Origin of the sequence: Photobacterium satsumensis (genome assembly GCF_050336935.1) — a bacterium.
GTDB lineage: Bacteria > Pseudomonadota > Gammaproteobacteria > Enterobacterales > Vibrionaceae > Photobacterium > Photobacterium satsumensis.
Genome location: NZ_JAKJSK010000006.1, coordinates 2,307,419 through 2,331,464, shown reverse-complemented (window position 1 = coordinate 2,331,464; position 24,046 = coordinate 2,307,419). Strand labels below are relative to the sequence as shown.

22 protein-coding genes are annotated in these 24,046 nt (G+C 47.5%); 10 read left to right on the top strand and 12 right to left on the bottom strand.

Annotation, left to right across the window (positions count from 1 at the left end):
* Positions 1-4: 4 nt before the first annotated feature.
* From L4D79_RS10540 to L4D79_RS10520, 5 genes are all read right to left on the bottom strand, one after another.
* Entirely contained in the window at positions 5-1,783 is a 1,779-nt protein-coding gene (locus L4D79_RS10540; protein ID WP_428651029.1) for an ABC transporter ATP-binding protein, read from the bottom strand.
* Positions 1,776-3,584, bottom strand: a complete 1,809-nt coding sequence (locus L4D79_RS10535) for an ABC transporter ATP-binding protein (protein WP_428651025.1) — start codon at positions 3,582-3,584, stop codon at positions 1,776-1,778. Before L4D79_RS10535 ends, L4D79_RS10540 begins: the two co-directional genes overlap by 8 nt.
* A gap of 6 nt (positions 3,585-3,590) precedes the next feature.
* Entirely contained in the window at positions 3,591-5,189 is a 1,599-nt protein-coding gene (gene gshA, locus L4D79_RS10530; RefSeq protein ID WP_428651023.1) for a glutamate--cysteine ligase, read from the bottom strand.
* 232 nt (positions 5,190-5,421) lie between these two features.
* Positions 5,422-5,835 (bottom strand): hypothetical protein, encoded by a 414-nt coding sequence (locus tag L4D79_RS10525; protein WP_428651020.1) that lies wholly within the window; start codon positions 5,833-5,835, stop codon positions 5,422-5,424.
* 67 nt (positions 5,836-5,902) lie between these two features.
* The gene (locus L4D79_RS10520) at positions 5,903-6,037 is read right to left on the bottom strand and encodes a hypothetical protein (protein WP_428651017.1); all 135 of its coding nucleotides are present in this window, start codon (positions 6,035-6,037) and stop codon (positions 5,903-5,905) included.
* 304 nt (positions 6,038-6,341) lie between these two features.
* Between L4D79_RS10520 and L4D79_RS10515 the strand changes: the two genes are divergently transcribed.
* A complete protein-coding gene (locus tag L4D79_RS10515; RefSeq protein ID WP_428651014.1) occupies positions 6,342-6,878 on the top strand; it encodes a GNAT family N-acetyltransferase in 537 nt (178 codons plus the stop codon).
* Between the two features lie 71 nt (positions 6,879-6,949).
* On the opposite strand, the gene L4D79_RS10510 is transcribed toward L4D79_RS10515, so the two are convergent.
* The 3 genes from L4D79_RS10510 to L4D79_RS10500 form a co-directional block, all read right to left on the bottom strand.
* Entirely contained in the window at positions 6,950-8,197 is a 1,248-nt protein-coding gene (locus L4D79_RS10510; RefSeq protein WP_428651011.1) for an NAD(P)/FAD-dependent oxidoreductase, read from the bottom strand.
* 19 nt (positions 8,198-8,216) lie between these two features.
* Positions 8,217-8,573 carry a Rieske 2Fe-2S domain-containing protein gene (locus L4D79_RS10505; protein WP_428651008.1) on the bottom strand — a complete coding sequence of 119 codons (357 nt, stop codon included), beginning with the start codon at positions 8,571-8,573 and terminating at the stop codon, positions 8,217-8,219.
* A gap of 61 nt (positions 8,574-8,634) precedes the next feature.
* Positions 8,635-9,630, bottom strand: a complete 996-nt coding sequence (locus tag L4D79_RS10500; RefSeq protein ID WP_428651004.1) for a fatty acid desaturase — start codon at positions 9,628-9,630, stop codon at positions 8,635-8,637.
* A 94-nt stretch (positions 9,631-9,724) separates the two neighbouring features.
* Here L4D79_RS10500 and L4D79_RS10495 point away from each other — a divergent pair, with 94 nt between their 5' ends.
* The 9 genes from L4D79_RS10495 to L4D79_RS10455 all read left to right on the top strand — a co-directional run bounded on the left by L4D79_RS10495 (position 9,725) and on the right by L4D79_RS10455 (position 19,369).
* On the top strand, positions 9,725-10,648 hold the full coding sequence (locus L4D79_RS10495) for a helix-turn-helix domain-containing protein (RefSeq protein WP_428651001.1): 924 nt from the start codon (positions 9,725-9,727) through the stop codon (positions 10,646-10,648).
* A 426-nt stretch (positions 10,649-11,074) separates the two neighbouring features.
* On the top strand, positions 11,075-11,956 hold the full coding sequence (locus L4D79_RS10490; protein WP_428650998.1) for an NAD(P)-dependent oxidoreductase: 882 nt from the start codon (positions 11,075-11,077) through the stop codon (positions 11,954-11,956).
* Between the two features lie 67 nt (positions 11,957-12,023).
* A complete protein-coding gene (locus L4D79_RS10485; protein WP_428650995.1) occupies positions 12,024-12,908 on the top strand; it encodes a sugar phosphate isomerase/epimerase family protein in 885 nt (294 codons plus the stop codon).
* A 54-nt stretch (positions 12,909-12,962) separates the two neighbouring features.
* Positions 12,963-13,958 carry a TRAP transporter substrate-binding protein gene (locus L4D79_RS10480; RefSeq protein WP_428650992.1) on the top strand — a complete coding sequence of 332 codons (996 nt, stop codon included), beginning with the start codon at positions 12,963-12,965 and terminating at the stop codon, positions 13,956-13,958.
* A gap of 185 nt (positions 13,959-14,143) precedes the next feature.
* A complete protein-coding gene (locus tag L4D79_RS10475) occupies positions 14,144-14,611 on the top strand; it encodes a TRAP transporter small permease (protein ID WP_428650989.1) in 468 nt (155 codons plus the stop codon).
* Positions 14,612-14,613: 2 nt separating this feature from the next.
* A complete protein-coding gene (locus L4D79_RS10470; protein ID WP_428650986.1) occupies positions 14,614-15,888 on the top strand; it encodes a TRAP transporter large permease in 1,275 nt (424 codons plus the stop codon).
* A gap of 20 nt (positions 15,889-15,908) precedes the next feature.
* A complete protein-coding gene (locus L4D79_RS10465; RefSeq protein ID WP_428650983.1) occupies positions 15,909-16,907 on the top strand; it encodes a LacI family DNA-binding transcriptional regulator in 999 nt (332 codons plus the stop codon).
* 454 nt (positions 16,908-17,361) lie between these two features.
* Positions 17,362-17,562 carry a hypothetical protein gene (locus L4D79_RS10460; RefSeq protein WP_428650980.1) on the top strand — a complete coding sequence of 67 codons (201 nt, stop codon included), beginning with the start codon at positions 17,362-17,364 and terminating at the stop codon, positions 17,560-17,562.
* A gap of 490 nt (positions 17,563-18,052) precedes the next feature.
* Entirely contained in the window at positions 18,053-19,369 is a 1,317-nt protein-coding gene (locus L4D79_RS10455; protein WP_428650977.1) for a peptidoglycan DD-metalloendopeptidase family protein, read from the top strand.
* An 81-nt stretch (positions 19,370-19,450) separates the two neighbouring features.
* Here L4D79_RS10455 and L4D79_RS10450 read toward each other — a convergent pair whose 3' ends face one another.
* From L4D79_RS10450 to L4D79_RS10435, 4 genes are all read right to left on the bottom strand, one after another.
* Complete coding sequence (locus L4D79_RS10450; RefSeq protein ID WP_428650974.1) at positions 19,451-19,942, bottom strand: transcription elongation factor; 492 nt, start codon at positions 19,940-19,942, stop codon at positions 19,451-19,453.
* Between the two features lie 63 nt (positions 19,943-20,005).
* Complete coding sequence (gene melR / locus L4D79_RS10445) at positions 20,006-20,941, bottom strand: transcriptional regulator MelR (protein ID WP_428650972.1); 936 nt, start codon at positions 20,939-20,941, stop codon at positions 20,006-20,008.
* Between the two features lie 318 nt (positions 20,942-21,259).
* A complete protein-coding gene (locus tag L4D79_RS10440; RefSeq protein ID WP_428650969.1) occupies positions 21,260-22,369 on the bottom strand; it encodes a M28 family metallopeptidase in 1,110 nt (369 codons plus the stop codon).
* 205 nt (positions 22,370-22,574) lie between these two features.
* Positions 22,575-23,993 (bottom strand): DUF3943 domain-containing protein, encoded by a 1,419-nt coding sequence (locus tag L4D79_RS10435; RefSeq protein WP_428650967.1) that lies wholly within the window; start codon positions 23,991-23,993, stop codon positions 22,575-22,577.
* Positions 23,994-24,046 lie beyond the last annotated feature (53 nt).

Below are 24,046 nucleotides of genomic sequence, written 5' to 3'. Positions count from 1 at the left end.
GCAATTACGCGGCTGTAGCACCGACTAAACCCAGCGAACTGCTAAGGTGCTCGCTCTCTTCCTGTGCTTTTTGCGCTAGGTATAAGTCTCGGTAGTCGCCGTCTTGGCTAATCAACTCATCATGAGTACCGCTTTGCACCACCCTGCCGCTGTTCATCACCAAGATTTGGTCAGCGTTCTGGATAGTCGAAAGACGGTGAGCCACCGTGATAACGGTGCGTCCATCCTGAATGCTTTCCAATGCCTCTTTTACCGCTTCCTCGGTATCGCTATCGATATTGGCCGTTGCCTCATCAAGCAAGAATATTTTCGGGTCATGGGAAATAGCCCTCGCCAGTGCCAACAGCTGTTTTTCACCCACAGATAAGGATGCCCCTCCATGTCCCGGTTTATGATCATACCCACCGGATAAACGGTCGATAAACCGGTGCGCTTTGACCTGCTTAGCGGCAAGGATGGCTTTGTCCCGATCCAAGGTATCAAGTGAAAGATCGATATTTTCTAACACCGAACCACTAAAAATCGTTGGGTCTTGCGACACTAAACCAAACATCTGGCGCAATTGGGCATCCGGCAAGGATCCAATCGGCTGCCCGCCAATCAAGATGTCCCCTTGCTGGTGCTGGTAGAAACGCATCAGCAAATTGATCACCGAGCTCTTACCACTACCGGTATGGCCAACGATGGCGGTGAACTTACCGCCTTTGGCCGTAAAGCTGACATCTGACAGCACCTGATTGCCTTCTTCATAACCGAAGTTAACATGACGAAACTCGATATCATGCTGGCCAGCAACGTCCGCAAAGGGCTTAGTGTGATGCTCTCGCTCAGAGTCATCATCGAGCAATTCAAAGACACGCTTGGAGGCAACAGTCGCCACCTGCAACTTGCGCAGTTCCATCGACAACTGCCTAAACGGGTCAAAGAAACGTTCGATATAGTTTAAAAATGCGTATAGCGTTCCCACTTCCACCACAGTTGTCAGCGATGCATTGGCAAACCATGCAACAATCCCAGCCGCTGTCAGTATTGAAACCAAACGTGTTAGCGGCAGCAGCATCAAGCTATCGATCGCAATAGACTTGGTTCTAAACTCAAACCAACGCTGGTTGTCCTGCTCAAATTTCTCTGCAAAGGCTTTTTCCTGACGAAAGGCTTGGATCAGTGCCATACCCTGCAATGACTCGTTGATCCGACCATTAATATTGCTGATCTGGGTTCGAATGCCGTCAAACACCGGCAAGGAAATCTTGCGGTAAACATGCATGGTCAGCAGTAGTACCGGGATCAAAACCAAACTCAGTAGCATCAAATGCCAGTCCAGTAACGCTATCGCAATGAAAATGGCCACGATTCGCAAACCGCCTTGAATAATGGTCGGGATGGTCGACACAAACATGTCGCGCATCGACTCGGTATCATTGGTGATATAGGAGACCAACTTACCCGCAGGCAGTTTATCGAAGGTCCGGATTGGAAAATTCAGCACATGGCTAAACAGCTCCTTCCTAACATCTTTCACCACCAACAATGCGCTGTGACGGAACGTCACAGCCTGCAAGTAGGTAAATAGCGCCGAGATGACATAGAACAACATCACCAAACCGGTCAGCCATGCCAAGTGCTGCCATTCAAATTGCTGAGGTACAATCACATCGTCAAGGATGGTCTTCGCCAACCATGGGATCGCCATCTCAGCACTGACCGCCACCGCCAGCATGGCAAATGCCGCCAGAAACCGGAGTTTATGCGGCAATGAATAGGTCAATAATCGCTTAAGCATAAACGTCTCCTACAAGTTGAGCATCGGCAGCTTCGGACTCTTCTGACTGATTTTGCGCTTGTTGATGATGGGTCAGCTGGCTCTGGCGTTGATACACCATCGCGTACCATCCCTGTTTGGCAACCAGCTCATGGTGTGAACCGCACTCTTCGATTTGGCCGTCATTGAGTACCAATACATGATCCGCTTCGATCAGATTGGTCAGCCTTTGCGTCACCAGCAACACTGTTTTATGACCGTAATGTGCCTTCAAGTTCTGGCGTACAATCACCTCTGTTTTCATATCTAACGCACTGAATGGGTCATCCAACAACAAGATGTCGGCATCTGACAATAAGGCTCGTGCCAATGTCAGGCGTTGTTGCTGCCCACCAGAAAGGTTGGTGCCGCCTTCACGCAATTCGGTGCTGAACCCGTCTGGCATCGCGTCAATTTCGGCTTTGATACCCGCCATCTCGGCGACAAAAGCAATCTCGTCTTCAGTGGCTTCAGGTTTTGCCAAAGCGATGTTTTCTGCAATGGTGCCGGAAAATAAGAAAGGCTTTTGCGGTACCCACGCCATTTTGTCGCGCAATGACTCAAAGGTCAGGCTCTCAACCGGGTAGCCATCAATACTGATTGTTGAGGGCTCAGACAGGGGAAACTGCCTTAGCACCAATTGTAATAAGGTACTTTTGCCACTGCCCGTCGGACCGGTAACCCCCACAAAGCCACCGCTGGCGATATTCAATTCAATCTTTTCTAGCGCACGTCGATTGGATCCCTGATAGGCGAACGAATCAACGTTAATGGCCAGGTTAGACCCGCTATCAGATGGCAACGTTTTCGCCCCTTCCACGACATCCTCTTTTTCAGAAAACAGCTGTTCCAACCGTTGCCACGAGGTGCTACCGCGTTGAAACACATTGAACTGCCAGCCAAATTGCAAAAATGGCCCCAGTAACTGACCGAGATAGAGCGTGAAGGTAGTAAATAGTCCGACGGTAATCGCGCCTTGGTTGATAAGCCAAGCACCGTAGCCAAGGGAAATCACAAACGACAAGCCGTATACCAACTGGATAGTCGGCGCAAACGCCGCATCGACTTTGGCGACCGCCAGATTTGCATCCAGTGTTTCATCAAGGGTTTGGCCAAAACGTTTTTCCTGACGCTGGCCGATACCATGAGAGCGCACGGCTCTGATCCCCGATACCGTTTCGCGGGATTCTTCGTTTAAGTTAGAGAATGCCGCCTGCGCCCGTCCAAAAGCTTTATGCAGTTTGGTACCGTACTTACTCGTGATCAAAACCAGCAATGGGAATGGCAGCAATGCCACTGCGGTTAGCTCTCCGCTAACAACGAAAATCATGCCAAAGATAACGGTAAAACCAGCGATCACCGAGTCCACCAGCGTCATGATTCCCATGCCAGTCGCTTCTTCGACCGCATTGAGGTCATTGGTAGCATGGGCCATGAGATCGCCCGTACTGCGTCGGGCATAAAACGATGGTGAAAGTTTGGAAAACTTCTGGAACAAATCCCGGCGCAGCACTTTGGTAATAGCAATCGATGCACCATACAACCTGCTTTGCCACACATAGCGCAAGCCATACATCGCAACTGCAGCCACCACGATACCACCAAGGTGTACCAATAAGGTCGCCGCCGTCAGCTCTCCGTCACTGATACGGTCCACAATCCGGCCTATAAGCCAAGACGGCACCAAATTAAACAGTGCAACAACCTGTAGCACCACAATGGCAATTAAATATTGGCGGGAAAACATTTTTATGTAGCCCCGCAATTTCCAAAGAATATTCATGTGTTATTACACCGCGACCTCTTGTTGCTCGCAGTCACACTGCAAGCGGTTTTGTTGTTGAAGAAACTCATCAAAGCTAATCTCTTGCTGCGCTTCCAATTGCGCTTGTTCAAATAACGACTCCGTTGCCAGTCGCTCTAAATGCTCCAATTCATCGCCTGCGATGGCATTCGCCCAATCCTGCTCTTTATGATGCCTAGACAGCTGCATCACCAAATCTCGGTAGGACATCCCTTGACTGTTCATCTGAGCTATCAATTGTGCTGATGGCGTTTTCCCGCTATCAAGAAACTTACTTTGTTCCTCTACAACGCTATGCCGGTAAGCATTCGTCGCAACGGCACTGTCAAATACATCAGCGACCGGCTCCATTGCCGATAGCAGATCGACACCAAGGGCTTGCAGTGACTGTTCACCGCTTAGCGTGGGTAGCTGTAACCCAGGTTTACGCCCTTGTGTTGCCACCAATTCCTGCCGTGTGGCAATAAGTACACGTTCCTGCTCCGTTATTACGGGGCTAGGTGCAAGTGCGCAATAGGTCAAAAACACATCAAGAAAGCGACTTTGTTGTTCGCTGATCCCCAGTGGCAAAAACGGGTTGTTATCAAGGCTGCGCAGCTCAATGTACTGAACACCTTGCTGGCACATGGCTAATAGCGGACGTAATTGGTCACTGACAATTTTTGGCCTTACCGAACCATACAGTTCGTTCTCCAGCTGCAGCACCGAACCATTGAGCTGCTGCTCGGTTGGCAAATGGGTATAGCGTTCACTTGGGCGTGTTAAGGCATGGTATAGGCCCAGCAAGTAGTCCTGCTTGTTATTGAAGCTCACCGGAAATGAAGACTGCTCATCACTGCTATACCCCATACGACTCAAACGCAATGACGTCGCCCATGGCAAGTAGAAGGTATCGTCGTCCAGTGGTTCAAGATCATGTGATGTACCAGCCAAAAAGCTTTGGTCCACCGCAGGTGATGCGCCAAAAAGATACGGTATAACCCACCCGTGGCGCAATATATTTCTAATTAACCAGAAATACCGATCTGAAGTAAACGCTTCCAACGATTGTTCACTGTTTACATGTGCATGTAGCGCCACCCAAAAAGAAGTAGGCAGAGAGAAGTTGTAATGAATGCCGGAGATCATCTGCATTCGCTTACCATATCGATTCGCCAACCCTTGGCGGTAGCGCATCTTGAGTTGCCCTTTATTTGAACTTCCGTAGTTAGCAATTTCGATAGCGGCATCGTCGGGAAGTACTGGCGGCATACTTGCCCCCCACATGGTCTCCCCTTGCGGCAAGCCACGGGAAACAAATCGATGTAACGAAGCCAACGCATCTAACATTGCCGTACGGTCACTCATTGCGGGTGTCACCAACTCCAATTGCGACTCTGCAAAATCGGTAGTGATATATGGATGCGTCAGCGCCGAGCCGAGTGCCTTAGGGTGTGGCTGCCTAGAGATGGAATCATGTGCGTTGGTCCGGATCAACTCCCTTTCGATACCCCGACGAATTTCCGATAACGAGACTTTAACGTGCTCATCCCCAAGAAACGTACGCATATCCGCTTCTAAGTGTTTAGCTTGGGTCTTTGTCATTTGTTCACTTCACAAAAAGGTTTCAACCTAAAGAAGACGAACGAGGCGGGAAAAAGACGGAAAAAAAAGTAAATAAATGGATAAAGCAGGTTCGACTGCCTAATTAATGCTCAATAACGACAATTTTTTGGAGATGGGGGGGGAATGAAGAATACAGCCAGCAAAAAGCGTTATCAGCTAAAAAGCTAACAACGTGAAATTCAAGCAGCTAAAGGCTCTAACGTTAAAAGTCTTAGCAGTTAGAAGCCCTAGAAGCTAGAAGGACATCCAGCTCTGGGCAGGCATGCCAGTCGTCGGGTTGGGATTGACCATGCTTAACAGTATGCAAGTCGGTTTCAGGGCACACGAAAACATTATGAGGCACACCGGGTTTGACCGTGATCACCTCATTTTCTGACACTTCTTTTACGAGTGCTTTTCCATTTTTGAGCTCGGCATAAAGAATCGAGCCAGACTGGACAATATAGGTCTCGAAGGTCGTTTGATGAAAATGGCTGTTCTGCCAGCTTCCTTGTTCATCGGGATAACGGGTACGAATATAACCCGAACCATCGCAGGCTTTCATGCGATAGCGGGTTTCGCCATTGGCCATCACTTCGCTGTTGGTTTGGATTGCGCCGTAAGTAGGACTTTCTATATCGTTCATCGAATGCAAATGCCGCGATTACAGAACCGCGGCATATTAAAATTAAGAATTAGGTATGTAGTTAGGGCTAGATATCTAGCCAATCATTAAAATCGACCCAAGATAAACCTCGGCTTTTCATCTGCTCGACGTAAACCTCGTACTCGGCACATTGCGCATCTCGCTCGGGATTGCGCCAGTTTTTATCTTCTTTCAAACTCATAAATCCATCCTTGAATCCAAATGAAGGTTGAAACACCTACGGTCAATTCAGACTATCACTAAGAAACAGCGTTGAAAACAAGAACTATGGCTCTTTTGCCAACTTTATCTGATGCCAATACACCACTTTTCAGTTTTTTTGTGATCCGAAGCTTGTTTTATACCAAACCGATTCACTGCCTTCTGCTATTTGCATTTTTAATTCCCACTAACGTTTAAGCCATTAGAAATGGTTGGTATTAGGCATTGACCTGTCTATAACTTTACAGTTTATGCTTCAGTACATATTAAATGAGGAGCAAAAAATGCAGTACAGTACCTACCAACACCGCCAGTCTGAAGAAATCATTCAACTCTTTAGCCAAACCTTTTCTGACTCTGAAGGAATAGACGCAGGTAAAGTGATCGGTGACTTGGTTACCGAGTTACTGGCCACAACAGAAAAGAACGACCTTTTCGTCTTTGTCGCAACAGATGAAGATAAGATCGTTGGCAGCATTCTATTCACCCGCCTGACATTTGAATCAGACAAGTCGACCTTCTTGATGGCACCCGTTGCTGTTGATACCCAAAGCCAAGGTAAAGGTATTGGCCAAGCGCTGATCAAATTTGGCCTCGACACCCTGCAGCAACAAGGTATAGATCTGGCCTTTACGTATGGCGATCCGAACTTTTACAGCAAGATAGGCTTTGAGTGTATTACCGAGCAACAGTTCAAGGCACCGTTGCCACTATCCCAGCCGCACGGTTGGTTGGCACAATCGCTTACCGCTCAGCCGTTAGAACCGATTGCAGGCAATTCATCCTGCGTAGCTGCGTTCAATAAGCCTGAGATGTGGTGATAGTCCCCAACAAGATACAGTAGCCCATTTATATCATGGGCTATTGTATGATGGATTCAGATATACTGGATTCAGAGTAACTTTAAAAGCGGCTTCAATTTCATCTCCGCTGGTTGCAACAGGGCTCGGGGGATCACCGCCTGCTTTTCAATAAGCTTCTGGGCTATCCGAATTTCCTTACCTATTTTGGTATTGCCAAACCCTATCGCCCCAACAAGCACCTTGCCTTTCAGGGCCATCGCAAGTAAGTTGCCTTCACCAACATCACGAAAAACACAGCTATCGGCAAGCCCCGGCATGCCAGCAACCTGCAAATTCCGATCATATTGATCTGACCACATCCACGGAATGGCTTTGTATGGCTCATTCTTCCCCAATATGTTCATCGCAGCATTTTCGCCATGAAGTTGGGCATGCTGCCAAGACTCTACCTGTACATAATCATCAAATACCGGATGGTAAAAATGACTAACATCACCAGCACAGTAAATAGCTTCATCAGAAGTCTGCCCATACGCGCTGGTCACAATACCGCCTTGCACATGCACCCCTGCTTGTTGGGCAATCTCAGTTTCTGGCAACATCCCTAACCCCGCAACGATAATATCGGCTTTTAGTGGAGAGCCATCGGCCAATATCAACTGTGCGCTCCCATTGTGTAGCTCAACAGCATTAACCTCAGTGGAGAGATGAAAGAGCACACCTTTCTGCTCATGGTAGCTTTGCACGGCACGGGATAACGGCAGTGGAAGTAACCGGCTCATGATCCGCCCAGCCCTTTCAATTACGGTAACGTCTAATCCAAGTTGATTGGCGACAGCGGCCACTTCCAAGCCGATCACCCCCGCCCCGATAATAGCTACTTTACCCTTACTACTCGTTTGCTGGCTGAAAGCAAACAGCGCCTGTTGTAGCTCGTAAGCATCGCGGGAGGTTCGCAAATAGTTCACGCAGCAATGCGGATCAATATGCTTAGGCAGCTTTCGCGGCGCACCACCCGTTGCTACCAAGAGTTTGTCGTAAGGCCAGACCTTACCATCAGACGTTTGTACCACCTGCTGCTCCCGGTCTATCTGCACGGCGTGGCAACCACTGGCAATGCCAATATCTGCGTTGGCATACGCCTCAGGGCGTTTAAGCTCTATATCACTCAGTACCTGTTCACCCAACAATACCTGCTTGGATAGTGGCGGCCTGTCGTAAGGGCATACTGGCTCTTCATTCAGCACCGTAATACGTCCATTGAAACCTTGCTCACGAAGGGCAAAAGCCGCATGAACACCGGCACGGCCTGCCCCTATAATTACGATTTTATCCATCTTCCACCTACAATCATTACTAAGCCTGATCGCCCGTTAAACCGATATATACCACTGCCTCTGACACTTTCGTGGGATAGGTCTTGAGGTTGGCGCACACCGGCCCGCCTTTGGCTTGCCCAGTCGGAATATGAAAGCGCCCCTGATGCTTGGGACATTCCACCATGTCATCCATAACAAAACCGTCGGCCATCTTGGCGACTTCATGGGTACAAATCCCCGCTGTAGCGTAGAAGCCGCTTTCAAGGTGATACACGGCATAAGAAGCGCCGCCATATTCGAATGGCACGACATCTTCCTCTTCGATGTCATCCACCTCACACACTGCCACCCAGTTAATTAGCAAGTTGTTCTCGTAAGCTATGGCTGTTTCCATCATTTATCCCTCTGTGGATTGCATTTAAGTGGTGTGCATCCCCAAGTAACTTGGGGGATATTCATGCCGCACGTTCAACATCAGGTACCTTGTTCTCCTGCGGTAATTGGCGCTGAGCAAAATAAGTCGGATCTTTCCGTTGCCGAACCAAGGTGGTGAACATTTCGCGGTAAACTTCGACAAAACCTTTGTAGGTACGGGGCAGCTGCTCTTTTATTTCTTTGTGTAAGGCGGGTAACGCATGGAAGGGCACCAATGGGTACATATGGTGTTCAATGTGATAGTTCATGTTCCAGTAAAAGAAGCTGGCGACAGGATTAAGGTAAACGGTTCTGGAATTAAGCCGGTGATCGGCCACTTCCTCAGCCAAGCCAACATGCTGTGTAAATACAAAAAGTGTCTTGAGCCAGGCGCCGTAGAATTTAGGTAGCAAGAAAAACACAATTGGTAGCAGGCTTTGGATAACGATGGCCCAGACAATGATGGCAGCATAAATAGCCAAGTAATATCGAGCGCCAGCAATTAGCTTGGGATGTTCCGGCTCAGGAACCCAGGCTAGGGTTTGCGATGAAAACTTCCCTCGTGCATGCTTCACCATCGCGACTATGAAATGGTAGGCCCCACGTACACCCAGTAATTCAAACAGCATGATAGGGATCTTAACCGGGGTAGGCAGCTGGATCTCCGGATCCTGTTCTTTGTAGATCGTATGCGTATGATGCCGAGCATGCATCCATCGATGGTAGATACGCTCTTTGAAGTTCATTAAATCGGTAATGAAAAACACCGCCTCATTAAGCCAGCGACTTTTGAACGGCGTGCCGTGTGAACATTCATGGGAAAGGGGTTCGGAAAAAGCCCATAGCACGCCGTACAACATAAACGCAGGGATCATCCAATTTGTCCCAATGGCAGAATAAGCCATCAACCCGCTGCCACATAAGCAAGCTAGCCACCCGCTTAGCCTCACTAGTCCTTTGGCATCACTCCTTTTCATTAACCCTTTGAGTTTTTTACGGTTAATTTCGCACACATGCCACTGCTTTTCATTTTCCATAACGCCCCCTGTTAAATTTATGTTGTAATTTAGGACGTTTTTTGCTGTTATCGAATGGCAGGGAGTCCACAAATTTTGTCAAATGGTGACATCAATGCGACATTTTTCGAACGTCAATGGGGAGCCAACCCGCGCGCAGCTATTGAGTGTTAACCAACATGGCACCGGTTATGGCTTCCAGTTGTTACATGCGACCCACAGGCAGAAAAATCGCTGTATTGCGAAAAATAAGAAAGCGGCTCCCCACCGCCACAGTGACTGCTACCACATGGTGTTATTCACCGCAGGCAACAATACTTTTTTTCTAAACAGGCACGAACATCCTGCCAAGCGAGGGACATTCGTGATCACTTCGCCCGGAGAAGAACATGACTTCTCCCCCCTCCAGCAAGGGAATATCGAATACAGCGAGATCACCTTCCGGTTTGCCGGACAAAAAGACCTGCAGGGGCTGGCAATGACCAGCCAATCTTTGTTATCAGCCCTCATCGGCCGCCATTTGGATACGGTCAACTTTCCACTGGGTTTCTCCGAAAGCCAAACCATCAGGTTGGAAAACCTATTTGAAAAATATCTTCAGTACACCCTTGAGCCGGGGAAGCTCAATGAAGTACTGAGTGAGCAGGTCATCATTGAAATCATATATTCCCTCGCCCGCGAAATTTATATCCCCAGAGAGTCAACAACCCTTGCCGCCAAGCTCCTGCTGGTACAGGAGCACATCCAGACCAACTACCAGAGCAAGCTGAGTGTGGGCCAACTCGCTGATATGGCCAATTTGTCTCGAGGCTACCTGTTCCGCCAATTCAAACAGCAAGTTGGCCTCTCACCACTGGACTACCAACACAAAATTAAATTAGATGCCGCCGCAACGCTATTGCGAACAACAAACCTCAAGATCAATCAAATCGCTGAGCGGGTTGGCTTACCTGACGTCTATCATTTTTCGAAATTATTCAAAAAAAAGCTCGGTGCCGCGCCCAGCCATTACAGGAAGAAACATACCCAAGCCACATAATGGATTAACAGCATTTTTCATCATTCAGCCAAACGTCGAATACCTTAGCGTGGAATCCACACAACGAAATGTTAATGGCATGTTTAATTTAACTCCATCATTTTCAGCCATCAAACATCACCTCACATAACACTCTGTTTTACAACGGCACTATTTAACCCAATCAGAAACAAAACATAACACTTTGAAATAAAAACCAAAAACAGAAACCACAAAGCAATTTACTCCCCCTAACACTTTTGTCTCATAGCGTTTAAAACTGTGAGATGACGCCTTTATGATGTTAAAAAAAACCTCATAATACACATCATTAACATATTAATCACAAATCAAACATCAAGCACCACGTGATTCCTTGAGGGTATGGACCCAAGCCATCTAGTATCAACTTCAGTCCTGTAACACTCATTGCATAGGAAAGTGAAGATGAAAAAAGTTGGATTTGTAGGCCTCGGTGACATGGGCGCTGGTATGGCAAAGAACATGCTTGCTGCTGGCTATACCGTAGTGGGTTTTGATGTGAACCCTGAACGCTCATTGGCATTTCGTGAAGCGGGTGGTGAGCTAGCTGATTCTTGCTCACACATGGGTAGCCAAGTCGATCTGGCATTTGTCATGGTGATGAATGGCAAACAAGCAATGCAGGTGGTATCGGAGCTTGCCGAAACCATGGAAAAAGGCAGTACGGTTGCTATCACCGCCACAATCCACCTATCGGAAATGGAAGACATTGCGCGTTACGCTGCCGAGCAGGGACTCAACATCATTGACTCACCGGTTAGTGGCGGCCTGTCAGGGGCACAAAATGGCACTCTGACGCTGATGTTAGCGACACAGTCTGCGGTATTGGATAACCACCGGGATGTACTCGAGGCCATCTCCGCCAATATCTTCCATGTTGGTGAAAACCCAGGCCAAGGACAAACCGTTAAGGCTGCGCTGCAAGCCTATATCGGAGCCTCGTTTGCCGGCATTTTTGAATCATTGGTACTGGGTAGCAAAGCTGGCGTGTCGGGCAAAGTACTTTATGACGTGTTCGGTGCCAGTGCCGCCGCAAGCCCGCTGTTTAACAACTGCGCCAAGTTAATCATGGATCGTAAGTTCGAGAAAACAGGCAGCCACATTGCCACCATGTACAAAGATCTGGGGATTTCGATGACGATGGCCAAGGACAAAGGTGTCCCTATGTTTACCACCTCAGCAGCTTATGAGCTGTTCCAGGCCGGGAAAACCGTCTACCCCAATGGCGATAACTGGACCATCGTCAAAGTACTCGAGCAACTATCTGATACCGAAGTGAATTGGTAAATCGCTAACCACCATTTCAGAAGAACCACCACAGAACAACTATCACAGAACAATTAGGAGAGAATAAATGGCAAAGCTTGGTGTAATCACAGATGGAATCAGCCGCGACTTTCCCTACGCGCTGGAAGTTATGAAAGAGCATGGTTTGCAATATGCAGAGCTGCAATTTCTCCATAAAAAGGAAGTTGGCGATCTTGATGCCAAGCAACTCAAAGAGACCCAGGCACTGATCAATGATTTTGACCTGAAAGTGTCTGCCATTTCCCGCCATAACTTTGCTGGACGCTCAGTTTTCGATGTCGAAATCGGCGATGTGTGGTACCAAGGGCATATGGAAAAGCTTAAGCGCTGTATCGAAATGGCCCAGCTACTCGACGCCCCGATCGTCCGCACCATGAGCTTCAAAAAAGAAATGATCATCTTTGGTGATAACGGTGCCGAGGAATGGAATGTTGCCAATGGGGCTTGGGACAAAACTGTCGAGTTATTCCGCCCTATTGTCGAGTTGGCCCAGCAAGAAAACATCACCCTAGCCGTAGAGACTGGCAACAACGCCATCATTACCTCTACAGCCCTTGGCAAAAAGCTCATTGATGACCTAGGTACCAACCACCTCAAGATCATGTGGGATCCGGCCAATTCATTATTCTGTCATGAAAACCCGACAGAAGCGCTGAAGAACCTAGAGGGTGGATACCTTGGCCATGTGCACATGAAAGACATCAATGTGTTCATCGAACAAGCCCGGATTTCCAACTGCCCTCTTGGTCAAGGACAGATGGCTCAACACCTGCCGGCCATTGCCCAATGGCTTGAAGAAAACTATGACGGTGCTATTTCTCTCGAAAGTGTCTACCGCCCACAAGGCGGTTCATTCGAAGAAGGTTTCCGTTCATCAATTAACATATTCAAAAACCAATTTGCTGGCATCAAGCAAACTGAAATGGCTTAACTGACCCTCGGGCCGGCGCTGCCGGCCCAACAACAATTATAAGGATATTCTCCAATGAAAAAGCTGCTTTCGTTACCGCTATCTCTGCTAATTGCTGTTCCCCTAACCACCCAGGCTGCTGAAACCTTCAGCTTCAAATATGCCCATACCCAGAGTGACAAGTCACTGCGCAGTGACTCGATGAAATACTTCAAAAAAGAATTAGAAAAACGTACTGATGGCCGCATTAAAGTCCGCAACTACTTCGGTGGTGTTCTCGGCAATGAGCGTGAATCGCTTGATGCCTTGGCAACCGGTGTACTGCAGGGAACCCGCGGTGGTATGTATGCTGATGCTTCTTTCAAGTACCACATCATGTCTCTTCCTTACCTCATCCAAAACTGGGACCAAGCCCAGTGCCTCGTTCAATCTGACTGGATGCAGACTCTCTCTGATGAAGCAGCAGGAAAAGGGTTCCATATTCCTGCGGTTGGGATCTCTATTGGCTTTCGTGCCCATGGTCTCAACAAGGCGAACATTAGTGGCGTAGACGACTTGAAGGGCGTAAAAGTTCGGGTTCCAACCGGTGACGAAGTGCTTTACCACCTAGAAAAGGCCATCGGCACCAACCCTCAGGGTGTCGCGTGGACAGAAACGTATTCTGCACTCCGTACCGGTGTTGTCGATGGTGTGACGGCCCAGCCAACCAATATGCTCGACTCCAAGCTGCATGAAGTGCTCAAGTCTATCACTATCGATAACCACTCAATTGGCCCTGATCCGCTGATTGTCAGTAAAACTTGGTATGACCGCTTACCTGCCGATCTACAGCAGACTTTCGATGAAGTGGCACGGGAAACCATGGCAATGAATGTTGCCCAGTACCGTGATGAAGAAAACCGCTCTATCGAAAAAATGAAGAAAAACATGACCGTCGTACAGCTCTCCGATAGCGATAAAGCCCAACTCAAAGAGCAGTCCCAGTCGGTTTATGACTACTTTGTCCAACGTGGTGAATTCAGCTGGGAAGACATAAACGCAGCTATCGACGCCTCAAATAGCTGTAGTTAACGTTCCCCCGGGGTTGCCTACCACCCAGCACGGGTAGGCAATACCCTGAACTCATCCCCACACTCCGCTTGGCGTGTGTAATGGAGCACCCCCACATGGACATAGAATACAACCCCGTCAAAAGACCAATAAGCCCCAGAGCCTTAGTTCCTATTCTGTTAAAGAGCGAAGCTTTTGTGATAAGAATGGCCAATATCTTCTCTCGCACTTGCTTCTTTATCATGGCGGCACTTGTCGTCGCCCAAGTGGTGCTACGCTACGGCTTCAGCCAATCAATCATGGGTGCCAATGAGATCGCAGTGATCTTATTTGCCTATACCACCAGCTTCGGTGCTGCAGTCGCTATCGCCAAACGTGAACACATCACTATCAGTTGGTTTGCTGAGCAAATGCCCACACCTATTCGAAAAGCACTTGATTTATCAGTGATTGTTCTGCTTTTCGCCATCAACTATGTCATTTTTACCTATTCTCTCGAGTGGATTGAAACCACCGGCCACACCAATATCCCGTTATTACAAGTTCCTCGTTGGTGGGCACAAGCCGCGGTGCCTCTTTGTACAGCACTCTCGATGTTCTTCTGCGGCATAAAAATCATTGTCGGCTTACTTGATACCAATACGCTCGGCAAATCTTGGCTTGGGGAGGATTAATTATGTTACTGTTACTTGGAAGTCTGGCTGTTCTTTTGTTATTAGGTGTGCCTATCGCCTACTCTCTGGGGATTTCATCCTTTGTTTATTTTTTCCTTACCGAACCAGACTTGATTTCAGTGTTGCCACAACGCTTATTCGCCGGCTTCAGTTCATACTCCTTGATGGCACTACCGCTGTTTATTTTCATGGGCATGTTAATGAACGAGTCGGGGATCACCCAGCGCCTGATCAATTTCTGCATGCTATTTGTCGGCCGCCTACGCGGGGGGTTAGGGTTGGTTAATGTCGGATCATCCATGGTCTTTGGCGGGATTTCCGGCTCATCGACCTCAGATACAGCGTCGATCGGTTCAATCCTGATCCCAGCAATGGAAGAAAAAGGCTATCCAAAGAAATTTGCTTCCGGGATCACTGTCGCCTCGTCAACCATGGGCATGATCATCCCGCCTTCCATCCCAATGGTACTGTATGCGATTGCCGCTCAGGAATCCGTCGGTGCGCTTTTCCTAGCAGCGACGATCCCCGGGTTGATGATCGGCATTTTCCAGATCTCCATGACCTTGATACTGGCTTATCGTAAAGGGTTTCCCAAAGAAGATATCAAGATAAGTGTTGCCATCGTGCTCACTGAAATTGCCCGCTCGTCCTATGTACTTATCATGCCTATACTGATCATCGGCGTGGTGATATTAGGCATCGCAACCCCAACGGAGTCCTCAGCTATTGCGGTAGTTTATGCGTCAATCATAGGTTTCTTCCTTACCCGCAACCTATCGATGAAACAGTTCCTCAACTGTGTCAGTGCCACCGTAACGACCAGCTCGAAAATCATGATGATCATCGCTTTGTCACAACTGTACATTTGGGTATTGGCGCTAGAAGATATCCCATATCAAATCAGCACCTTCCTGACTTCTCTTGAGCTCAGCCCTATTGCTCTAATGATGTTGCTGGGGTTATTTATCTTAGCCATAGGTACATTCTTGGATGTCAGCCCGGCGATTCTTATATTGACCCCGATATTCCTACCGATCGCAACAGAGGCCGGTATTTCCTCACTGCAGTTTGGCGTGTTGCTGATCACTGGCTTGGCAGTCGGAGCCTGTACGCCACCGGTAGGAAACTGCCTCAATGTCTGTTCAGCAATATCCAAAATGGGGATTGGGAAAATCTTCATGGGCGCACTACCGTTCTTGTCTGCCAATGTCGTGATCATGGCTATCACCATCCTATTTCCTGCAACTGTGCTGTGGTTGCCATCGCTACTGTCCTAATAGGAAAAAGGGAGAAACGTATGCAGGAATTTAAAATCTCAGAAATCGCGACCGTAGCCGGCGTCAGTGCCGCTACTGTCGACCGGGTATTGAATGGTCGTGGTAATGTCCGCCAAGCCACGCGCGACAAAGTATATAAAGGCGTCGAAAGGCTACGTAAGCAGAGCAGCCATGAACAAAAGGTACAACAATCAGGTAAAAGCCTCGTGTTCATTTTACCTTCAGGTGCCGGCCCATCGATAGATGAGAATCTGCATGCATTTGTTTATAACTGTGCTTCTGAAAGGAATATTCAAATAAGCTGGCGTAACTACGACAAACTTGATCCGCACTCACTCGCACACGTACTGAATAGCATTAATGTAGAGCAATGCTTGGGGGTCGTCATGTCTCCACTCGATCATCCGAGCATTACCACCGCATTAGCCCGGTTTGCTCTACACCACATCCCTTGCGTTTGCTTGCTCAGTGAACCAAGTCCCAATTTGCGTAGCTGTAGTTACATTGGACTCAACAATTTCAATGCCGGCGAAACTGCCGGCTACCTAATGAGTAAATTCAACAGTGATCAAGCTGGAAGGGTAGCGGTTATCGGAGGTATAGATAAATATTGGGGACACAAATTGCGATTCGAGGGATTCAAGACCAGTGTTCGAGCCTACGCTCCGGGAATTAAAATCATTCCTCCGATCTATGGTAATGACGAACCTGAACACAATCATTTCTTCATTGAAAAGCTTCTTGCTCGATACGATGATCTCGTCGGTATCTACAACCTTGGTTCAGGAAACCGTGGCATCGTCAAGGCATTGATAGAGGCCGAAAGAACAGAGCAAATCACCTTCTTTACCCATAACCTGACCTCTGTATCTAAACAATATGTACTTTGTGGTGCTGTCGATGCCATCATCACGCCAAACTACTACCAAATTGCCAACCGCATTTTTGATTTCTTTATCACGGGACTTGAATGCACCCACTACGTCGATTTCGATGTGAGGTTCCAAACCAATGTGTAATAAAAAGCAGACTGCAGCAAAAGTAAACTCGCACACCAAAAGATATAAATCACACTTTCTTGCAATTAAATGTATTTACAACGGCATCGTTTAGCGTTAGTTTGTCTGGGTCTGCTACTCAGACCGACAATGATTTTCGAAGTATACACCTCACTTCTCGCCAAAGTTAGATGCACCCCAAGAAGATTATCTCTATTACCATTCCGCTGCTGCGCTAAGTTGCGAGCGTTCCGCAGTGATGAGTCAGTGAGCTTGGTGATCTCCTGACGTCCAATAGTAAAGGTCAATGAGTAAACCGGATCAGCCAATGCTGACATTCCGGCAAGACAAGCGCTGTTTTCAGCATTTGTACTCAATTTGATAGCCACAAACTCAAAGCAAGTTCCCAATCACTAGCAAACAATGAATACGCTAGTCGGGACAGAATGCAGAGTTTGGGCGCGAAGGAAAAAATATGATTTCACATACCGGTATTATCCGCAGCTACAACCCAACTAACCGCACTGGCCTTATCACTTGTGATCTAGGCGGCGACATTCGTTTCTGCGGCATAAACATCGCCAGCCAAGGCCAACCCGCATCAGGCAGTTTGGTCGAGTTCATTATGGATGACTCGAGCAGCAACCTACAGGCGGTTAAAATTCGATTTATTTAATATTTCGGATCTACAAAAAGCAGCGCTCTAACCAGAGCGCTGTCATCGATATTTCCAACGCCTCACTCAGCTCAAGTTTTAACCAGATGTAAACCACTCTTCCTGCTCATATTCTTTTAACCTAGTGCATTTCGATGCATTACCAACCAATCATACTAATCAGCACACATATCTTCTGTCAGGGCAATGTTAAGAGTCGCTTTTTTCTGCTTTGACATCCACCAGCCATCCTAAGCCGCAAAAAATCAAACGTACTTCACAAAACGAATATCTTTTACGCAAGAAAACTGATTTTTTTGAGATCGCGGAACCTTTTTAACACACCCGATGTCTCTTTATGGCAGACTAGCGCTCCTTAATGGATGCATAGTTATAAACATTCAAAAAAAATTCATGGTTATGGAACATGATAACAACACTCCATAGCCCGAGATAAAGAACCTTTATCCGTAATAAAAATCAGTTATAAAAACGACGAGTTCTTTCTACCATGTCTACGCAAAACTCGACGCTTTCTCGAAAGTGGATGTCGACCAAATTTTTAGGGATAGCAGGCCTTTCGCTATTGACGATAGCAGCACTGCTAACACAAACCAGTACGACTCAACGCACGGTTCCACTCAACCTTGCAATCAATACAACCCAATGGTCTCCTAGCGAAAAGGCTGATCAGCCAGTGTATGAGCCACCTCGCTATGCGTATACCATTCAAAAAGGTGACACACTTAGCCAAATTTTCTCCCGACTAAATATTCCTTTACGGAGCATTCAAGAACTGCAAGAAGCCGATCTCAACCATTTGAAGATTGATACGCTGCAACCAGGCAATACCATGCGTTTTTGGGTTGATTCGGCCGCAGGACGTCTCAACCGCTTGGAATTGGAATTTAGCATTGCTCAAAAAGTCGCCTACCAACGTGTAGAAGATAATGGCTTTGAACTTGAGGAAATAGCAATTCCTGGTGATTGGGACGATATCATCGCCAGCGGTGAGATCCACGGCAGCTTCTCTGTGTCTGCACAAAAGGCAGGACTGAATTCAACAGAGATCTATGAAATTACCAACTTGCTAAAAGAGAAGCTTAACTTCTCCCGTGATCTCCGTGCCGGGGATAACTTTGAAGTGGTGGTTTCACGCCAGTCGGTCAACGATACAATAACCGGCCAGCACGAAATCCGTGCTATCCGGATCCACAGCCGAGGCAGGACGACCACGGCGTACCTTCACAGTGATGGTAACTTCTACGATTCAAAGGGCGAAAGCTTGCAGCGCGCCTTCCTGCGCTACCCCTATGAACGTAACCGTACTTACCGGATCAGTTCGAGTTTCAACCCTAAACGACGACACCCTGTTACGGGCCGTATTTCGCCACACAATGGTGTCGATTTTGCCACTCCAACAGGCACACCAGTGATCGCAACTGGCGACGGTGTGATTTCCCAAGTCGTCAACCACCCTTATGCCGGCAGATATGTCGTGATCCAGCACGGTACCAACTACCGTACCCGCTACCTGCATAACAGCAAGGTTCTTGTCCGCAAAGGCCAAAAAGTTTCTCGCGGCCAGCGAATTGCCCTTGCAGGTGCCACCGGCCGTGTAACCGGACCGCATATCCATTATGAATTCTTGATCAGAAACCGTGCGGTCAACCCAATGACAGCCAACATTCCAATGGCCTCATCGGTACCAAGCAAAGAGAAAGGGCAATTCCAGGAAACGGTCGCGCTATACGATGAGATGATGGACAATCCAAACCGTTCACTGCTCAGTATGGCCGATACCAACCAAGAAGAGCCTGAAGCATAAAGAAGAACGGGGAAACTGAGCATATAGCGTGCTCAGCTTCCCCGTTTTTTTAATCATATTATTGATAGTCAGTACATACTATCAGTAGATAGCTTCGACTTCGTAGAATACGACCTTACCGCCCAGATGTACTTCCGCATCTTCTTCGGCCGTCAAACCAAGCAATGCCTCTCCCAGCGGAGAAGTCGGTGTAACGACAACGACCTCATGCTTTGCTAGCGATACCTTAATACCACCCGCTGTAGGCCCAAAGAATATCCATTTATCGTTATCATCTTCGTCAATGATATGGACCAAACAGCCTAAAACTATCTCTTCGATTGCTTGCGGCAATGCTGCCTTAAGCTGCTCATAAGCATTAATATCAGCAAGACACTCAGCAACTCGCTGTGACTGGCCATGGGCAAGATAAGCGGCTTCGATAGCCAGAGTATCGTACTGGGTTTCCGCCACACTCTGATCATCAGTTGCAGCACTGTGTGCCTGATCGGCGGCATGCAATGCACTTTGGTAGGCTTGCTGTAAATTGGCAAGAATAAGATCAATGATCTGGGGTTTTAGAGTGGCATTCATATTGACGTTGGTTTCATACGGGCAGAATCAGAATTAGCCTGAAATAGTAACTCGAATTGGGGTTTATACCAAGCTGCTGCCATGCAGTGCGAGGTTATTACTCTTGCGGCTTAGCTTACGAAACTCGGTGGGCGTCATTTTCATATAGCGCTGAAAGGTTTCATAAAAACGGCTATTGGAGTTGAAGCCGACGGTCAGGGCGATATCGAGAATGGTTCGATTGGTATCGGTCAGCAAGGCACGAGCATGGTTGATCCGCATGGAGGTGACATATTCCTTGATGGTCATCTTCATCACGCTCTGGAACAAGTTCATGGCGTAGTTGGTGTGCAACCCTACATGCTCAGCGATATTTTTCACCGTCAGCGATGAGTCATGATTACAAGCGATATACTCTAGGATCTTTTGGACATGGAACTGGGAGTGCTTCGATAGCCCCTTCATGCTTCCCTTGCTTTCCATGGTATGGGTTAGCTTTTCCCATCCCGTCAAACACACCCTTTTTAGCATCAGGGATATTTCATCAGCCGCTAACTGACGAAAGCCGATATCACTGCTCTTGCTCTCTTCCATCCATAACGCGATTTGCTGTTCAGTCACCAAGTTTGGTAGTGCAGACTGTACAACGGCACCATGGGTGATTTGATTGAGCAAAGCCTCATCCAGCGGCCAAGACAAGAAATAATGAATGGGGATATTTAAAATCCCCATATTGCTCGAGTTTCCCGGTTCGATAAGCTGATGCGGCGTCGTTGCCCAAAATATACCGACATGGCCATCACTGATCGTAAACGGGTGATCATTGATGACATAGTCGACATCGTCACCAAAGGGGATATTCACTTCAATTTGCCCGTGCCAATGATAGCAAGGCATATGATGCGGTTTACGCAACTCGATATGGATCGATTCATAGGAGGAGAATAAGCTCAGTGGGCCAATAGCATCAGCATCTGAGGTATCTTGCGGGTTTTCATTTAGCGCCGTTTGCTTGGCCATTCATCCTCTGTATGCCGGTCGGTAAAATATATGCGAATATACGATACTACAGATATTTCTGCCGGGTATTATTCGACAAACTGTGAGGCCCAGCCCAAAGCGCCGATTTGCGAAGCAAGAACTGCGGATCAATAAAAAAAGGCCATCAGAAGGTATGATGGCCAAAAGTGCTAAAAAGATACGTTATACCCAATTTACCTAGCGTTAGTTGAATGGATATACCTAAGTGCCTAGGATCGTATATGTCTTGAAAGAACACTGCGATTTATAACCATAAATCGCAGATAGGTAAAACAAGCAATTTTTATCGTTTATTTATTATTTTTCATTGATGTAAGAATTTGATGTTAGCAACTGCAATACAATGTTCACGTTATCGCTCAATTGCTGATCCACCCGGCCAGGGAATAGCTCTTCCAGTTTGTCCAACCGATCAAATTCGGTGTGCCAAATCTTGCCCCACTTGGTTTCACTGTCGCGATCACATGCGGTTTTATTTTCCGCGTCGTAGCAGTCCCAAGCTGTTGGGTTCGTCGTTTGCGAGTAACCGTCGTATCCCCACTTACCGTTAATGTTGAAGTTGGTGGCTTCAACATAAGCGATTGGTATACCGGCACAGGCAAACCCCGCATGATCTGACCATGAGCCCGTTTCACCTTCTGGGTAGCCAGGGAATTCTGGGTGAACCGTATATTTACCGTCCTCGCCTTTAACATCTATCGATGCCTGTAGCATGGCATCTCTAATATGGGTGTCAGCGTTATAATCAGACTCACTAAGGCCCAACTTCTCACAGGTGGATTGGTACTCACCATAATCAGAGTGAGCCGCATGGACATATACATAATCACCCCCACCGACGGTGTCATAGTTAATCATGGCGATGACATTGTCTAATTGGTTATTATCCAATGCCTGACGCACGTAATGCAGCGAACCGTTCAAGCCGTTTTCTTCCGCTCCCGGAAACAGGATACGTACTGTGTAAGGCAGCGACTCGAGCATCAAGTTTTCGGCAATCGCGACCGCAGCAGCCACCCCTGCACCGTTATCGGTCGCCCCTAATGAACCATGATCTGAGCCAGTAGAATCATAATGTGCAGCCAACACGATAGTTTTCTCACTCGCCCCTTTTTTCTCAATAATGTAGTTTTTCGAAGAAAGTAGCTGCTCGCCTTTTTGATAGGTGAAAGGCTGCACCTCAACGTCATATCCAAAGCCAGTCAATTGATCATAAAGCCAGTTTCCCATCGCCTCTTCTTCAGGGGTACTGGCCTCTCGCGCACCGATACCCTCAATTTCATCGGCAATGCTGACAAGATAGCCGGTAGCCTTCTTGCCATAATCAATTGTTTCGGAGTCACTGTTACAGCCACTGAGGCCAATTAATACCGAAAGGGATAGTAAGCTTATAATTCCTTTTTTCATGATCGCACCATTATCTAATTTCAATTAATAATTGTTATTCGAAATTAGTATCTGGAATAGGAATATAAAAACCGTGATAAATATCGCGTGGAAATAATTTATAAGCAGAATTATGCCACTTTGAGATCTAAATCAAGTCGGCATAAAGTATAAGGAAAAAGTGCGTATTTTTACGTATTAAAGATACGCACTAATAATATATTTATCACCAACGTTCACCACGTCCGAAGCGATATACCAATTGCCCTGAGAACAAATCATCATTAGTCGATAATTTTCCGCTGTAAAAGTGCACCCAATCGGCCTGAAGCGCCCAGTTGCTATCTAGCTGATAATGTAATCCCAACCCACCATTGACCTGAAAAGTCGTGGTATCGCGATCTTTTTCCAGCAGTGTTTCACCAATGCCAGCATTAATATAAGGGCGAACATCATGTTCGGAAAGGAAATAATACTGGAAGTCAAAGCTGTAGTTTTCGTAGGTAATACTTTCACCCGTTAGCTTACTATCGGTATCAACACGGGTATATTGCAAGCGGGAAGACAGTGAGGGTGTATAGTAAAGACCCAGAGTGATCACCGGAGCCCAATTGTTCTCAATTCCCCACTCATCATCCAAGTCCAGATAACGCCCACCAACAGAGATCCCGACAATACCGTAATCGACTGGATCCGTAGTTGTCATCATTTTAACCCGAGTATAACTGCGTCGCATAGCCGGGCTGGTTTCCCCTTCACCAAACTGGAAGTTCATATTGAAATTGAACTGGGTATCCGTTTGCCCATTAGGCAGAGCCACATCTTGATAGCCGATATAGCCAGTACCGGCTTTCACGATATCCCGCCCCATCATATGGTTTACCCCACGGCCTAGACTATCAACTGGATCGAGCAGGAACAGGGCGGTATTACCCATCCACTCTGAATCCCAGACCTTACCACCGCCCTGAATAATCTCACGCTCTTTGTGGAAAGCCCATTCACCATACACCCACCCCAACACAGGGGTAACCACAAGATCCTGAACGGCAGGTATCTCGGCAAAGGCCTCGACGCCATACTCCCAGTAGAAGGTCGACATCATGAAGGAGTAAACGAAAGCATCCCACTGGCGGTAGCCCGATTTACGCGCAATTTGGTAGTAGACACCGCCGAAATAGGGGTGGCCGATATAGTTGATGTACCACACATCCCTATCCCATACCGGGCCATCCTTTACGTTATTCCACCATTTTTCCAACAGGCGGTCATCGCTGGTATCCCAGTTGGAGATATCTTCCGGCAACAAAGCAATGAAGCCTGCCACCCCGACGCCATACCAGAAAATAGATTTGGTTTGTGACCACAATCGGGCTTTATCCTCACCGTTTTCCCCCGAAAACAGCGCAACGTTATAGGGCGAATCATACCGCGACGCTTCACGCGGTATCTGCTCCCAAGTCGTATTGGTATAAGGAGAATTTGAATAGGTGGCGGTATAGCTCGCTTGATCGGCTATCACAGAAGTATTTGAAAGGAATGTGGACTGCTTTTCTATTTGGGCTTGTTCAATATCATCACTAACACCTTCTGCCACAGCCATTGAGGATGCCAACGCTATTCCCACCGCCATTGCTAACCGCATTTTAATCTCCTTTCAAAACGACCCTCGGTTCAAAGCATCAGTATTACACCTTC

Excerpts from the sequence above, each read along its gene's own strand:
- L4D79_RS10540 (WP_428651029.1), bottom strand. The coding sequence starts at position 1,783 with ATGCTTAAGCGATTATTGACCTATTCATTGCCGCATAAACTCCGGTTT.
- L4D79_RS10535 (WP_428651025.1), bottom strand. The coding sequence starts at position 3,584 with ATGAATATTCTTTGGAAATTGCGGGGCTACATAAAAATGTTTTCCCGC.
- gshA (WP_428651023.1), bottom strand. The coding sequence starts at position 5,189 with ATGACAAAGACCCAAGCTAAACACTTAGAAGCGGATATGCGTACGTTT.
- L4D79_RS10525 (WP_428651020.1), bottom strand. The coding sequence starts at position 5,835 with ATGAACGATATAGAAAGTCCTACTTACGGCGCAATCCAAACCAACAGC.
- L4D79_RS10520 (WP_428651017.1), bottom strand. The coding sequence starts at position 6,037 with ATGAGTTTGAAAGAAGATAAAAACTGGCGCAATCCCGAGCGAGATGCG.
- L4D79_RS10515 (WP_428651014.1), top strand. The coding sequence starts at position 6,342 with ATGCAGTACAGTACCTACCAACACCGCCAGTCTGAAGAAATCATTCAA.
- L4D79_RS10510 (WP_428651011.1), bottom strand. The coding sequence starts at position 8,197 with ATGGATAAAATCGTAATTATAGGGGCAGGCCGTGCCGGTGTTCATGCG.
- L4D79_RS10505 (WP_428651008.1), bottom strand. The coding sequence starts at position 8,573 with ATGGAAACAGCCATAGCTTACGAGAACAACTTGCTAATTAACTGGGTG.
- L4D79_RS10500 (WP_428651004.1), bottom strand. The coding sequence starts at position 9,630 with ATGGAAAATGAAAAGCAGTGGCATGTGTGCGAAATTAACCGTAAAAAA.
- L4D79_RS10495 (WP_428651001.1), top strand. The coding sequence starts at position 9,725 with ATGCGACATTTTTCGAACGTCAATGGGGAGCCAACCCGCGCGCAGCTA.
- L4D79_RS10490 (WP_428650998.1), top strand. The coding sequence starts at position 11,075 with ATGAAAAAAGTTGGATTTGTAGGCCTCGGTGACATGGGCGCTGGTATG.
- L4D79_RS10485 (WP_428650995.1), top strand. The coding sequence starts at position 12,024 with ATGGCAAAGCTTGGTGTAATCACAGATGGAATCAGCCGCGACTTTCCC.
- L4D79_RS10480 (WP_428650992.1), top strand. The coding sequence starts at position 12,963 with ATGAAAAAGCTGCTTTCGTTACCGCTATCTCTGCTAATTGCTGTTCCC.
- L4D79_RS10475 (WP_428650989.1), top strand. The coding sequence starts at position 14,144 with ATGGCCAATATCTTCTCTCGCACTTGCTTCTTTATCATGGCGGCACTT.
- L4D79_RS10470 (WP_428650986.1), top strand. The coding sequence starts at position 14,614 with ATGTTACTGTTACTTGGAAGTCTGGCTGTTCTTTTGTTATTAGGTGTG.
- L4D79_RS10465 (WP_428650983.1), top strand. The coding sequence starts at position 15,909 with ATGCAGGAATTTAAAATCTCAGAAATCGCGACCGTAGCCGGCGTCAGT.
- L4D79_RS10460 (WP_428650980.1), top strand. The coding sequence starts at position 17,362 with ATGATTTCACATACCGGTATTATCCGCAGCTACAACCCAACTAACCGC.
- L4D79_RS10455 (WP_428650977.1), top strand. The coding sequence starts at position 18,053 with ATGTCTACGCAAAACTCGACGCTTTCTCGAAAGTGGATGTCGACCAAA.
- L4D79_RS10450 (WP_428650974.1), bottom strand. The coding sequence starts at position 19,942 with ATGAATGCCACTCTAAAACCCCAGATCATTGATCTTATTCTTGCCAAT.
- melR (WP_428650972.1), bottom strand. The coding sequence starts at position 20,941 with ATGGCCAAGCAAACGGCGCTAAATGAAAACCCGCAAGATACCTCAGAT.
- L4D79_RS10440 (WP_428650969.1), bottom strand. The coding sequence starts at position 22,369 with ATGAAAAAAGGAATTATAAGCTTACTATCCCTTTCGGTATTAATTGGC.
- L4D79_RS10435 (WP_428650967.1), bottom strand. The coding sequence starts at position 23,993 with ATGCGGTTAGCAATGGCGGTGGGAATAGCGTTGGCATCCTCAATGGCT.